General features: G+C 53.0%; 15 protein-coding genes and 1 riboswitch. Of the genes, 8 read left to right on the forward strand and 7 right to left on the reverse strand.

Features of this window, described 5'->3' with window-relative positions:
* Positions 1–188 precede the first annotated feature (188 nt).
* Genes dnaG through GF423_RS09410 form a run of 4 tightly spaced genes read right to left on the reverse strand, consistent with a single transcriptional unit; the run spans position 189 to position 4,421 of the window.
* Entirely contained in the window at positions 189–3,431 is a 3,243-nt protein-coding gene (gene dnaG, locus GF423_RS09395) for a DNA primase (protein WP_154328111.1), read from the reverse strand.
* A 4-nt stretch (positions 3,432–3,435) separates the two neighbouring features.
* A complete protein-coding gene (locus GF423_RS09400; RefSeq protein WP_154328112.1) occupies positions 3,436–3,696 on the reverse strand; it encodes a hypothetical protein in 261 nt (86 codons plus the stop codon).
* A 1-nt stretch (position 3,697) separates the two neighbouring features.
* Positions 3,698–4,246, reverse strand: coding sequence for a helix-turn-helix transcriptional regulator (locus tag GF423_RS09405; protein WP_154328113.1), 549 nt, complete (start codon positions 4,244–4,246; stop codon positions 3,698–3,700).
* Entirely contained in the window at positions 4,230–4,421 is a 192-nt protein-coding gene (locus GF423_RS09410) for a hypothetical protein (protein WP_154328114.1), read from the reverse strand. The genes GF423_RS09405 and GF423_RS09410 overlap by 17 nt, the downstream gene beginning before the upstream one ends.
* A gap of 169 nt (positions 4,422–4,590) precedes the next feature.
* On the opposite strand from GF423_RS09410, the gene GF423_RS09415 reads away from it, so the two are divergent.
* The gene (locus GF423_RS09415; RefSeq protein ID WP_206113212.1) at positions 4,591–4,935 is read left to right on the forward strand and encodes a helix-turn-helix domain-containing protein; all 345 of its coding nucleotides are present in this window, start codon (positions 4,591–4,593) and stop codon (positions 4,933–4,935) included.
* Between the two features lie 253 nt (positions 4,936–5,188).
* Here GF423_RS09415 and GF423_RS09420 read toward each other — a convergent pair whose 3' ends face one another.
* The 3 genes from GF423_RS09420 to GF423_RS09430 all read right to left on the reverse strand — a co-directional run bounded on the left by GF423_RS09420 (position 5,189) and on the right by GF423_RS09430 (position 6,917).
* Positions 5,189–5,533 (reverse strand): hypothetical protein, encoded by a 345-nt coding sequence (locus tag GF423_RS09420; protein WP_154328116.1) that lies wholly within the window; start codon positions 5,531–5,533, stop codon positions 5,189–5,191.
* A gap of 150 nt (positions 5,534–5,683) precedes the next feature.
* Positions 5,684–5,962, reverse strand: a complete 279-nt coding sequence (locus GF423_RS09425; RefSeq protein ID WP_154328117.1) for a PH domain-containing protein — start codon at positions 5,960–5,962, stop codon at positions 5,684–5,686.
* A gap of 553 nt (positions 5,963–6,515) precedes the next feature.
* A complete protein-coding gene (locus GF423_RS09430) occupies positions 6,516–6,917 on the reverse strand; it encodes a hypothetical protein (protein WP_154328118.1) in 402 nt (133 codons plus the stop codon).
* 290 nt (positions 6,918–7,207) lie between these two features.
* Positions 7,208–7,266: riboswitch (Fluoride riboswitch) on the forward strand.
* A 28-nt stretch (positions 7,267–7,294) separates the two neighbouring features.
* Here GF423_RS09430 and crcB point away from each other — a divergent pair.
* From crcB to GF423_RS09465, 7 genes are all read left to right on the forward strand, one after another.
* Positions 7,295–7,666 carry a fluoride efflux transporter CrcB gene (gene crcB / locus GF423_RS09435; protein WP_154328119.1) on the forward strand — a complete coding sequence of 124 codons (372 nt, stop codon included), beginning with the start codon at positions 7,295–7,297 and terminating at the stop codon, positions 7,664–7,666.
* A 115-nt stretch (positions 7,667–7,781) separates the two neighbouring features.
* Positions 7,782–8,846 carry an endolytic transglycosylase MltG gene (mltG, locus tag GF423_RS09440; protein WP_154328120.1) on the forward strand — a complete coding sequence of 355 codons (1,065 nt, stop codon included), beginning with the start codon at positions 7,782–7,784 and terminating at the stop codon, positions 8,844–8,846.
* Between the two features lie 114 nt (positions 8,847–8,960).
* A complete protein-coding gene (locus tag GF423_RS09445) occupies positions 8,961–9,434 on the forward strand; it encodes a hypothetical protein (RefSeq protein ID WP_154328121.1) in 474 nt (157 codons plus the stop codon).
* A 215-nt stretch (positions 9,435–9,649) separates the two neighbouring features.
* Positions 9,650–10,201, forward strand: coding sequence for a leucine-rich repeat protein (locus GF423_RS09450; protein WP_206113213.1), 552 nt, complete (start codon positions 9,650–9,652; stop codon positions 10,199–10,201).
* A 24-nt stretch (positions 10,202–10,225) separates the two neighbouring features.
* Positions 10,226–10,615: a tellurite resistance TerB family protein gene (locus GF423_RS09455; RefSeq protein WP_154328123.1), complete on the forward strand. Its 390-nt coding sequence runs from the start codon at positions 10,226–10,228 to the stop codon at positions 10,613–10,615.
* Positions 10,616–10,677: 62 nt separating this feature from the next.
* Positions 10,678–11,658 (forward strand): 6-phosphofructokinase, encoded by a 981-nt coding sequence (gene pfkA, locus GF423_RS09460; RefSeq protein WP_154328124.1) that lies wholly within the window; start codon positions 10,678–10,680, stop codon positions 11,656–11,658.
* A gap of 33 nt (positions 11,659–11,691) precedes the next feature.
* Positions 11,692–12,156 (forward strand): tellurite resistance TerB family protein, encoded by a 465-nt coding sequence (locus GF423_RS09465; protein WP_206113214.1) that lies wholly within the window; start codon positions 11,692–11,694, stop codon positions 12,154–12,156.
* Positions 12,157–12,280 lie beyond the last annotated feature (124 nt).

A 12,280-nucleotide genomic window follows, 5' to 3' on the forward strand; every position in this document is an offset into this window, starting at 1 on the left:
GTAGCAGACGAAACCGCCTCAAAAAAATAAAGTTGTCGTTTCACGGCAAAGAAAAGCCCCACGGCGATGAAGCCATGGGGCGCAGTCTGCAATGGTCGTCAATGTGTCCAATCAAACGAGGCGCAGACTGGAAAACTCTTTGCCGAGTTGGTGTATTCCAGCCTCGATTTTTTCTCCCCCTCTCGCGCTCACCCCTGGAACAAATCGCCCTGGGTCGGTTCGGGTCGTGGCTCCTCGTAGTCTTCTTCTACACCACCAGTCACAACTTCGAGGTTGATGCCGTATGTGTCACGCAGCATGGCATAGTCGAAACAATAGGCACGGTCAACGCTGTCGGTAGCTTTCACCTTGTCGTTGCCGAACTCATCCTTTTCGATGGTCGTTTCCTGGCGTCCATCGATAATGTTCTTGAAGCGCACCGAGCGTTTAAGTCCGATGTAGGCTTTAGACTTCTCAAGATAGTAGGCAAGCGTCTCGGCCGGCAGTGTGTTGTCGCCAACCAGCTTGCCATTGCGCTTGTAGAGCATGAAGATGCGGCTCTTGCGGAGCAGCAGCACCGGTTTAGGCTGAGCCCACTCGATGACATTGGTCGTGTCGCATTTGAAGCGTTGAACATATCTGATTTTGAAGTCGCTGTCCTTGAAAATCTTGCCGTCTTGCAGCAGGTATGCCACCACATTCCAGAAGCTGGCCAGTTCATTGCTGGTCTTGCATTCGCTGTTCTGCAACAGTACATGATCTACACAGATGTTCAGCATCTCACGGTAGGTCATAGGCAAGTCGAGCACACCGGCAAGTGTTCGGAAGGCAGCCAGCGGCACGCACCAGTTGCGCAGAATGCGGTCTTGCACCTCCTCGTGTCGCGTATTCTCAACGATGTCGCTCAGTGCGGTATTGTAATTGCCGGCAAACTCCGATTCAAACTTAGCCCGGTGTTGCAGGATTTTGAGTGTGATGTGAGACAGTCCACGTTTGCGGATATCCTTCAGCTCTTCAAACTTGCGTTTAGCCTCAGAGCTGAATACACTTTGGTTAAAAGTGAGAAAAATGACACGTGTAAAGAGAGCGATGTCAGCGGTCGGCATCTCCTGTCCGCTCAGGATAACTCCACAGTCTACCGATGTTATCTCACGTTTTTTGTCGCGGTCCATGTTCATGCGGCTGCGGCCGCTGCCATCCCAAAGACCCTTGAGAAACTCGATCTTCAGGTAGTCGATATCATTCTTGTATTCATCGATATGCACGAGCGCGTTGGCACATTGTGCGATAACGTCGGCCAGGGCTGGCACCGTCGAGTTCTGAATGTTAGGAGGCGTATTGTCGATGATAAAGAACGACATCAGCGAGTGTCCCAGCTCGCTCTTGCCGCTGCCCACCGGCCCAAACAGGTTGAGAATAGGGAACGACTTGGTGTAGCCAGCCACCACGTCGCGGAAAAGCGTGGCCAGGAGGAAGCAGATGCCCACCTTGCCATTGTCGCCAAACACATCGATCAGTTTCTCGGTGTAGTCGTGCAGCGAGATGCCTCCCAGGGCGAGGTGCACAAAGCGTCGTTCGAAGGCAAATAGTTTCGTTTCGTCGCGGTAGATGCGGCTATTGGCTGGGAGGTAGTAATTGCCCAACTCTTTGCCGAGCCTCACGATGCCATAGTCGTCGGTATCATACCAGTTGCCATTATAGAAGCAGCCGTTGCCCCACGCAAAGAAGCCCTTGCGCTGCCACCCCAGCTGAGTAATCTCGATGGCGGTTTCGGTTTTCTCGTAGAGGTACATTTTCAGTTTAGTGAGATGTTCCTCCTTGGCCAGCCAGATGAAGTTGCCCAGCCCCTCGACCTTCTGTTTAAACTTCTGTATAGAGCACAGGTCCTCCTGCTTGAGTTCAATGATTTCAGAGTAGTTGCGGTAGTTGGTGATGCGATAGAGGCGTTTAGGCCACAGCGGGTCCTTGATATGGAACATCGGCTCCATGACGAAATTGCTCCACTGGTATTCTCCATCCTTGCCTATTGACCAATAGCAGTGGCCGCTCTCGTAGAAGCCATATTTTGCGAGTAGTTCCTTGTTAAGCATCTGCGCCTTGTCGCCCGACACTTTTTGCTCTTTATTCGCTTTGCGCGCGGCGGCCAATGCAGACTTCCACAGTGCTTTGTCGGGGTATAGTTTTTGCAGTTGTTTGAGCAGCATCTGCACCTTGACATCATCTTTTATGATAGCAAGTAAGTTTGCTATCTCTGTGACGACTGCGCTTTTGTCCTCGACCGTCTCAGCCGGTTCAAACAAAATCTCTCCATACCAAACGACAAAATCTTTCTCCTCAATCGAGGCCAGCACAGCTGCGCTGGTGATAAAGCTGTCGGGGTCACGCTTCTCATCGGCCAGCGGCGGTATTTCTCTAACGGTAACGCCCAGTCCGGCCCGCAGCGCTATCATACCGTTGGCACAGACAAACCTTTTGCCTGCTCCCATCTTTTCGCCCCGTTTCGGAGGGTCAGCGTCGGGAATAAAGCACACCCGGTTGGCATGGCGTTTCAGTTGCTCAAAATGAGCAGTGCTCCAAGCCCCACCCAGCGAGGCCACCGTGTTGGTGACACCCACACTTTGCAGCTTGATCACGTCGGGCGCACCCTCGACGAGAAAGAAAATATCCTCTTTGCGTGCCGTAGTGATAGCGTTGTCGATGCCGAAGATAGTAGATTTCTTCTCGTAGACCAAGCTTGTAGGGCTGTTGATGTATTTAGCCTTGCTTTCGCCCAGAGCTCGTGCGGTAAAGCCGATGATGCGCCTGAAGCGGTCGCGTATGGGGATCATCAGCCGGTCGCGGTAGAAGTCGTAGATTTCGCCGTGCTCGTCGCGTCTGAGAATACCGAGCTCGACCATCAGCTCGATAGGCTGCCCGGCAGTCTTGGCCGCCTTGTAGAGCGAGTCGCGCTGGCCGTCGGCATAACCGATACCGTTTTCGGACACATATTCAGCCCCCCAGCCCCTTTTTTCTACGGCATAGTTAAGCGCGAAGCGTGCCTTGTCGTTGTCGCCAGCGATAGCCTTGGCGTAGAATACACCCGCCCACTGGTTAATAGCAAGCATGCTCTCGCGCTTCTGCTGCTCTTGGATCTGCTGAGCTGTTTTTACGTCATGCGTTTCTTCGATAGTGATGCCGTATTGGTGCGCCAGGTCCTTCACCGCCTCAGGAAAGGACAGGTGCTTGTACTTCATCACAAAGTTAATTACATCGCCGCCATTGTCACCTTGGGGACAGCCCCCGAAGCAGTGCCACGTCTGTGTGCGCGGGTTGACGTGGAACGACGGCGTGCGCTCGTTGTGGAAGGGGCAGCAAGCCTTGTTGCCCCTGCCGAGTCGCCCCATGCAATGTTCGACAACCTCTACAATATCGGCACGGCTCAGCACCTGCTCTATATCTCTTTCGCTAATCATGGCATTACTTTAAGTTGATATTGAACGCATACAGGTCAGCATTGTATGTGCCGTTAGCGTTCAGGCACACTCCGCAGCTATTCCAGCGCACCTTTCTGCAATGTTTGCGGAACTCTCCGCGCACCTTGCGTTTAGTAGGTACAGTGACAGTGCCGATGACCACATTGACGCAGCCGTTTCTTAGATAGATTTCTTGGAAGTCAATGTCGTGGCGATACTTCACGGCATCTTCCCAGTCTCTGATTTTATAGGTCTTTGTTATCATGTTATTCAGCATTTTGGAAGTGGGCGATTATCTGGTTAGTGTGTTTGAAGTGAAGTCGGGCCTTGATGTTGGCCACGTGTCTGGACACAGTGTAGACCGAGATTTGCAATTTGTTGGCCACCTCGAGCTTGTCATAGCCCTTGCCCAGCAGCAGCGCCACCTCGTGTTCACGAGGTGACAGCGTCGATTGCAATTGAGGCCGGCACACGCAGCCCTCGAGGCGGCATTCTCCGCGCAGCGGGCAATGCACCTCTTCGATGTGGAAGCCGCCCATGGCGTCGACGTCGTGGCGTAGCGTGTCATATTCTCCAAAATTGCAGCGGATGAAGCGGTGAACGATGCGGTATTCGTATAGCAACCGGTTGCGTTCACTGGTAGAATAGAGAGCGCTCAACGCTTTGAAGGCATCGGGGTAAAGTTCTTTGATGGTGATGATCATTTCCTCGATGAGCTTGCGGCAGCTCTCGTCAAGGACAAACATCGGTTTGCCCTCGGGTTTGCAGCACACCGACCCGTCGGGTGTGTTGTAAAATTCAATCTTGTCTATCATAGCTAATGGTGTTAATGAGTTCAGTCAATGCGTCAATCTCAAGTTGTTTGAGGTTGCCGTGCTGCATTTTGTAAAAGAAGGTGCTGCGTGACCAGCCAGTGATGGACATCGCTTTTTGGCGGAACTGAATCTTTTTGTATTCAGGCAGTTCTCGGTAGTAGTCAATTATAACCATATCTCAAAAATATTATCGAATTATTTTGTCAGTCCAAAACTTTTGTCCTAATTTTGGACTGCAAAACTACAAAAGATTTTGCAAAACCAATAATATATTGTTGGTTTTATGATGTTAAATTTAATTAATATTTTTGGTTTCTATGTATAATGGTCAAGTAATCAATGTATTGCTAAAGGAACGTGGTTTGCGGGCCAAAGATTTATTGGAGCATCTACAGCTACAGTCCAATGGCTCAATTACGTCGCTCGTCAAAGGCAACCCCACCGCCGAAAGGCTTGAGAAAATTGCAGATTTTTTTGATGTGCCCATCGACACGCTGTTCCAGCGAGCCAAAAATTATGGCTACAATGTGATTGGAAATTCCAACAATGTAGCCAGCATAACGATTGGCGAGCTCAAGGGCAAAGCCCAGGCTCAGGACAGAATCATCGAGGAAAAGGACAAAAGAATTGCGCTCCTCGAGGACATGATTGCCCTATTGAAGCAGCAGTTGGAGACGTCAAAATCATAGACGGGTTATAGACGGTAATGCGCAAAATCCAGAATGCAAATGGTTGATGTTTAGACCAACGGAAGAGTGACGGAATCGAAAAAATATTCTTGTCCTCTCCGCCACACCAAGGGCAACAAGTTGCACAGCAACGAGTTGCCCTTGATTGGTTTAAACCCCATAGACGCCCCGTAGACGCACCATAGACGACTCCCAGCAAATTCCATAGATACATACTGAGTGGGAGGGTTGTTGTTGCTTGCCTTGCACAGTTTTAGCGGCCGGTGTAGTCGGCCCAGCCGTCGATGTATCCATCGTCGTAGCCCTCGGTGTAACCTCCCAGATAGTCGCAGCGGTCCTTGCCGCTCAGTCTTGTGCTCGGATTGAAGTCGTCCTCATAGGCTTCCCCGTAGACACCGTTGTAGTAGCCATCGTAGTAGCCATCGTCGTAGCCCATCTCGTAGTAACTGCTCATGCGATATTTTTTCTTCTTTGATGTTTTCTTCTTCTTGCGGTTGTTTACTTTCTTGTTTTTTTTCTTCTTGCCTTTGCTTGTTGTCGACGATGCAAGAGTGATGGCACCCCCTGTCGTTACCAGGCCGGCAATCGGTGTGAGCACTTCGGCTTCCTCTCGATTGCTAATATATCAACTGACGCTGAAATATTCAAGAAAAAAAGCAACGCAAGACCTTTCTGTTACAGGATTAGAACGTTGCCGGCCCGCCTCCTGCCCCGAGGGGCTATCCACAGCGAGTTCTTTGTGTCTTACTTACTCTTCAAGAAGGTCGGCAATTTCACGGGCCTCACCGCGGCTGAATCCGCGAGCGACAATCACATTGCCGCCCTTCGACTCGATGATAATGTCGGCAAACAGCAGGTGCTGCCGCACCGACACGCTACCCACCGAGCTCAACCTGATTTTCGTCTCCTTGTAACCAATCACGCGCGACTTGCGGTAAATCACAAACTCGTCGGTGATAATCAACTTGTCGGGGAACACCGCATTTCCGTCGCCCGACACCCGACTTGCCGTAAACTCGTATGCCATAATTCAAATATTTTAATTGTAAGCACAGCGATGCATAATTGCCTCGAAATCACTAATCGTCAATTGCTCTTTTAATTCATCAATTTGCCGTTTGATATACTGGATTGTTGACAATTCAACCGTAAATATATAACATTTTTCTTATTCGCAAGGCTTTTTGTTATGGTTTTTTTCAGAAAGTGGTGATTTTGCAGTGGATTTCACATCCCGCTCATCAATAATTTATACCTTTGTGGCATAAAATGAAATCATTATGACGAGAGATGAATTACTGCATGGCGGAGCAAGAGAATATTTGGGAGTCGTACAAGGTCATCATTCAGCGGTTACGTTTGTATGTTGATAATCCGTTTGTGGCACGGGAAGGCGGATTTGCCGATGAGGACAACTCGCAACTCTTGTCCTCTCCGCCACACCAAGGGTAACGAGTTGCACAGCAACGAGTTGCCCTTGATTGGTTTAAAGGCTGTAGACGCACCATAGACGACTCCCGGCAATTTCCATAGATACATACTGTGTGTGGGAGGGTTGTTGTTGTTTGCCTTGCACAGTTTTAGCGGCCGGTGTAGTCGGCCCTGCCGTCGATGAATCCATCGTCGTAGCCCTCGGTGTAACCTTCCAGATAGTCGCAACGGGCCTTGCCGCGCAGTCTTGTGCTCGGATAGAAGTCGTCCTCATAGGCCCCCCCGTCGACACCGTCGTTGTAGCCATCGTCGTAACCATCGTCGTAGCCCATCTCGTAGTATCTGCTCGTGCGATATTTTTTCTTCTTTGATGTTTTCTTCTTCTTGCGGTTGTTTGCTTTCCTGTGTTTTTTCTTCTTGCCTTTGCTTGTTGTCGACGATGCAAGAGTGATGGCAGCCCCTGTCGTTACCAGGCTGGCAATCGGTGTGAGCGCTTCGGCGTTGAGGGCTGCAACAAGGCTGATAGCGATGATGGTGAGCAGGTGTCTCATGTGGTCGAGGTTTTTGTCTTGATTGGTTTTGGTTTTGTTTTTGATCAGTTGCAACGGGCGGGCTCAACTGGCAAGTGCAAATTTAGGCAATATAATGGGAGGACGCAACCATTGGGTGCTGTTTTCTTCTGGCATTGAATTTTTTTTTCGTTAGGCGTTCTCTCAGAGCCGGGCAGGGGTTGCAATGCCTTTGCCTTTATGAGTGGAAGCGTGGGTGCGTGCCGCCCGGTGCAGGCGGGGCGGGGGTTGCCTGGGTGAGGAAGATTGTCTAACTTTGCAGCGCCAATGAGAGCTGGCAAGGCCATGGCATCGGCCTGAACCGCATAGTGCTGACGATGCCTGCAATCTATAAAAAAAGGATATAAAATACAAGTATTATGTTGAAGTCATTGCTCTTTATAGGGGGCGGCAGCTTTGTGGGCGGTTGTTGCCGCTACTTGCTGTCGCAGCTGGTGGGCACGAGGTGTGTGCACGCGTTTCCCACTTCCACGTTTGTAGTCAATGTGTTGGGGTGCTTTTTTATCGGCCTGCTTTTCGGCTTGCTCGAGAAGTATCATCATGTCGACGGCAGGCTTGGGCTGTTTCTGCTGGTGGGCTTCTGCGGCGGCTTCACCACCTTTTCCACCTTTATTCAAGACAACTACAAGCTCATCGCCAGCCAGCAGCTGCTCATGCCGGCCCTCTACACGGGGTTGAGCGTTGTGGTGGGCTATGTGGCGCTCTACATAGGGCTTGTGCTGGCGCGCTGACACGTGGCCGGCCGCGCAGCAATTTGTAATAGAAAAAGTGGCATATTGTTGCCAGAATCACTAAATTTGCAGCAGTATAAATAATTTAAGTCATCTATATTCACAAGCAACAATCATGGAAGAAAAAATATCTACTCGGCAGGGTGCTTCCAGCTGCCGCCGCAAGGGCGGCAGTGGCAAGAAGACGCTTGCTGCTGTTGTGGCCGTGCTGGTGGTTGTGGCAGCCGTTGCCCTTTATCCTTATTTCTTGGCCGGAGCCCCCAAGGGCGGCACCATCTATGTGCGCCCGGGTACCAGCCTCGAGGCTTTGCACGACTCCATAGCCCGGCACATAGGAGAGCCTTATGCCGGCCGTGTCGTGAAGCTGCTTTCGTGGAGCAAGGCCCGCATTGCCGAGCGCCACGGCGCCTTTGTCGTGACCAAGGGCGAGTCGGCAGCCCGCCTGGCCCGCCAGCTGCACGGCGGCGCCTCGAGCAGCATCAGGTTTACGTTCAACAACCTGCGCACCAAGGAAGAGTGGATCGAGAAGGCCGGCAGCCTCTACGAGTGCGGCCCCGAGGCCTTCAGACGTGCACTCAACGACCCCAAGCTGTGTGCCAAGTATGGCAAGACGCCCGACAACATCATCAACATTCTCATCCCCGACACCTACGACTTCTACTGGGACGTGACGCCCGAGAAGATGCTCAACCGCATGTATGACTACTACAACAACTTCTGGAACAGCGACCGCAAGGCCAAGGCGCAGAAGCTGGGGCTCACGCCCGACCAGGTCGAGATCATCGCCTCGATTACCGAGGAGGAGACTGTGAAGCCCGACGAGCGCGGCAAGGTGGGACGGCTCTACATCAACCGCTTCAAGGCAGGCATGCGCCTGCAGGCCGACCCCACGGTGAAGTATGCCATAGGCGACTTCTCGATCAAGCGCCTCACCGATGCCATGCTCATGACCAAGTCGCCCTACAACACCTACCGCGTCAACGGCTTGCCGCCAGGTCCCATCAGGCTGCCCGAGAAGAGCACCATCGATGCCATACTCAACAGCAAGCCTCACAGCTACATGTACATGTGTGCACGGCCCGACTTCTCGGGCTATCACGACTTCACCAGCAACTACCAGGAGCACCTGTCCTATGCCCACAAGTACCAGCAGGAGCTCAACAGGCGCAACATCAAGTGATGCCCTGTTGCGGCATGTAGCCTGTTTTTAGGAAAGAAACAAAAAAAACTGCGGCACGCGCCCTTCTCCCAGTGGAGGCTGAGCTGTGCCTACATTAAGCATCGTTATCTACTCATGAAGAAATTCAAAACACTACTATTGCCTGCCCTGGCCGTGCTTGCGGCTGCCGGGCTCGGTGCCTGCCAGCCGTCGGGCAGCAAGGCGGGCGAGGAACAGTCGGCGGCTGCGCAGCCAGTCGAGTCGGCCGTCGAGCAGTCGGGAGCCGCCGCCGAGGCCTCGATCAAGGAAGATGCATCGGTCGTGACCGATGACCACCGCAGTGCCACGGCAGCACCCGTGAGCGACTACACGGGCGACGATGTGAAGCGCGACGTGGCCCTGTTCTATGCCAAGAGTCTCGAGGCCGTGAAAAAGTGCAAGACCCGCGACGAGGCTGCCGCTGCCGGCGAGCATCTCTATGAGCAGGTGCGCAAGGCCTACGACGATCCCAAGGCCTTCCAGGCCTTTGTCGACGAGATGGAGTCGGTCGAAAATGTGGAGAAGGCCAAGCAGATCGTGCGCTTGCAGCAGCGGCTGCCCGAGAAGTGATATTTTGTTGCTCCTGGGGGGCTTTTTGCGCCAGTTGTCTTGCTTTTTTGCGCTTTAGCTGAAATATACACGGCATAGTGACGCATTTATTCAATTTTTATTTGTACCTTTACCATGTCGCATGGCGGGCTCGCTGTGCCATGGCCCAGCTTGTGCATGGCCATGGCTGCGGGTGTGGTGCGGTGAAACAAATAAAAAAAGATGTTTTTTCCAATATGAGATTCCGATTATTCTTGCTTGTGAGTGCTGTGGCATTGCTGGCCGCGGGGCTTGTCTCGTGCGACAAGGCCTTCGTGCGCGACGGCGTTAACTATGAGCTCAACAACGAAGGCGCGACGGTGGTCCCGTCCAAGTTGAAACAATATGTGGGCAAAGTGAAGATCCCCGACTCGGTGCTCTACAAGGGCAAGAAATATGCCGTCAATGCCATTGGGGACGATGCCTTCAAAAATTGCAAAATGCTCATCTCGGTCACCATACCCGGCACGGTCAAGACGATAGGCGCTGGCGCGTTCCAGGACTGCAAGGGCCTCAAGGCCATACATTGCCAGAATGCCACGCCCTTGCTCATCGATGCCTCCACGTTCAAGGGCATCTACTACGAGCAAGTCACGCTCTATGTGCCCCTGGCGTCCTCGCCGAGCTACAGCAACGACCCCGAGTGGGGAAAATTCAACATCAGCGAGGAGGGCGAGACTGTGGTCAAAACCCCGATGGGCATGAGACCCGCCGAGGAACTTCCAGGCAAGGGCACTCACTCGTTTTAAGCATAAGCAGCAGGAGAAAAAATCATGATCGACAGCAATCTGTTCAATTCCCACGAGAAGGCGGTGGTGGTGAGCCTGCTCATCGAGATGGCCAATGTCGACGACAATGTGGCCTTTGAGGAGCTTGTGACCACCAACAACATCTTTGCCCGCCTGGGCATCGACCGCGACACCTTTGAAACGGGGCGGGCGCTCGACACAAAATATGCCATCGAGGCGGTGAAGGCGATGACCGACGAGCAGAAGATTGTGCTTGGCAAGCTGCTCGTTGAGGTGATCGATGCCGACGACAAGGTGACTCATGCCGAGCTGGCCTTGCTCAATCATATATGCCGCCAGAGCGGCATCGATGTGATTCTGAACAAAAAAGAGGAAAAATCGCCAACAGAAAAGAGTGAAAAAACGAGGAAATGATGAGCCCTTATTGCTCGACTTTTATTATTTTTGCATATCAATTATAACAGTTTAGTTTAGTCATGGCAGCAATCAAAACAATTGGCATTCTCACCTCGGGCGGCGATGCTCCTGGCATGAATGCAGCAATACGCGCGGTGACCCGTTCGGCCATCTTCAGCGGTTTCAAGGTTAAAGGCATCTATCGTGGTTACAAGGGGCTCATCGATGATGAGATCGTTGATTTCCACACCCAGAACGTGTCGAATATCATACAACAGGGTGGTACAATCCTGAAGACTGCCCGCAGCAAGGAGTTTCCCACGCCCGAGGGGCACCAGCAGGCCTACGACAACATGAAGAAAGAGGGCATCGATGCCCTTGTGGTCATAGGCGGCGACGGCTCGCTCACGGGAGCCCGCCAGTTTGCCAGCGAGTATGATGTACCTATCATAGGCCTTCCCGGCACTATCGACAACGACCTCTACGGCACCGACCACACTATAGGCTACGACACGGCGCTCAACACCATCATGTGGTGTGTCGACCGCATTCGCGACACGGCCACCAGCCACGAGCGCCTGTTCTTTATCGAGGTGATGGGCCGCAACGCAGGCTTCCTGGCGCTCAACGGCGCCATTGCCAGCGGCGCCGAGGCTGCCATCATTCCCGAGATTTCGACCGAGGTCGACCAGCTGGCCGAACTCATACAGAACGGCTTCCGCAAGACCAAGAACTCGTCGATCGTGCTAGTGGCCGAGAGTCCCATCACGGGCGGCGCCATGGGCCTGGCCGAGCGTGTGCGCAAGGAGTATCCGCAATACGACGTGCGTGTCACCATCCTGGGTCACCTGCAGCGTGGCGGCAGCCCCACAGCACAAGACCGCATCCTGGCCTCGCGCATGGGCTCGGCGGCCATCGATGCCTTGCTCGAGGGCCAGCGCAACGTGATGATAGGCGATGCCAACGACGAGATCGTGTATGTGCCCTTCAGCAAGGCTATCAAAAACGACAAGCCCATCGACCGCGACCTGCTCAACATCTTGCGCCGCCTGTCGATATAGCCAGTGGCAATAGTTTAAAAAATGACTGCAACAATGGATTTTACTTTCAACGAGAAACAAGCCGTCGTGTCGGTAGTGATGGCGATGGCTCAGGCCGACGGGGTGATCGACCGCAACGAGCTGGCCTATTTTGAGCAGCTCGAAGACTACTTGCAGCTCAGTGTGGCTCAGTTGCACGACGTGATTGCCACCATCGACGACGACTACTCGCTGCTGGGCCTCGTCACCATCTCCAAGATGACGGCGGCCAAGAAGGCCGACGTGAAGCAGATGCTGCTGCACATGATGACCAGCGACAGCGACCTGCACCCCAAGGAGCTGGCCCTGTTCAACTTCATAGGGCGCGTCACCGGGCTCGATGCCGCTGCCGACTCGCTCAAGGGCGGGCACAATGGCAAACTCGACTACGACCCTGCCCGCGTGCTCGAGGGCGACAAGCAAAAGGCGCTCACGAGCGCCGAGAAGAAGCTCTTGGGCTCGGGAACGAAGAAAGCGTGATTCCTTTCTTTGATAGAGATTTGCTATAAATGCATGCAACAGGCCGCGGCACATCTTCAAGACAATGTGCCGCGGCCTGTGTATGTGTTGTGCAGTGCCCGATGCCGCAGAGGGGGGACGATGG

It is taken from the genome of Sodaliphilus pleomorphus, assembly GCF_009676955.1.
Taxonomy (GTDB): domain Bacteria; phylum Bacteroidota; class Bacteroidia; order Bacteroidales; family Muribaculaceae; genus Sodaliphilus; species Sodaliphilus pleomorphus.

Coding starts and splice junctions, on each gene's coding strand:
- dnaG (WP_154328111.1), bottom strand. CDS start 3,431: ATGATTAGCGAAAGAGATATAGAGCAGGTGCTGAGCCGTGCCGATATT.
- GF423_RS09400 (WP_154328112.1), bottom strand. CDS start 3,696: ATGATAACAAAGACCTATAAAATCAGAGACTGGGAAGATGCCGTGAAG.
- GF423_RS09405 (WP_154328113.1), bottom strand. CDS start 4,246: ATGATAGACAAGATTGAATTTTACAACACACCCGACGGGTCGGTGTGC.
- GF423_RS09410 (WP_154328114.1), bottom strand. CDS start 4,421: ATGGTTATAATTGACTACTACCGAGAACTGCCTGAATACAAAAAGATT.
- GF423_RS09425 (WP_154328117.1), bottom strand. CDS start 5,962: ATGGCATACGAGTTTACGGCAAGTCGGGTGTCGGGCGACGGAAATGCG.
- GF423_RS09430 (WP_154328118.1), bottom strand. CDS start 6,917: ATGAGACACCTGCTCACCATCATCGCTATCAGCCTTGTTGCAGCCCTC.
- crcB (WP_154328119.1), top strand. CDS start 7,295: ATGTTGAAGTCATTGCTCTTTATAGGGGGCGGCAGCTTTGTGGGCGGT.
- mltG (WP_154328120.1), top strand. CDS start 7,782: ATGGAAGAAAAAATATCTACTCGGCAGGGTGCTTCCAGCTGCCGCCGC.
- GF423_RS09445 (WP_154328121.1), top strand. CDS start 8,961: ATGAAGAAATTCAAAACACTACTATTGCCTGCCCTGGCCGTGCTTGCG.
- GF423_RS09450 (WP_206113213.1), top strand. CDS start 9,650: ATGAGATTCCGATTATTCTTGCTTGTGAGTGCTGTGGCATTGCTGGCC.
- GF423_RS09455 (WP_154328123.1), top strand. CDS start 10,226: ATGATCGACAGCAATCTGTTCAATTCCCACGAGAAGGCGGTGGTGGTG.
- pfkA (WP_154328124.1), top strand. CDS start 10,678: ATGGCAGCAATCAAAACAATTGGCATTCTCACCTCGGGCGGCGATGCT.
- GF423_RS09465 (WP_206113214.1), top strand. CDS start 11,692: ATGGATTTTACTTTCAACGAGAAACAAGCCGTCGTGTCGGTAGTGATG.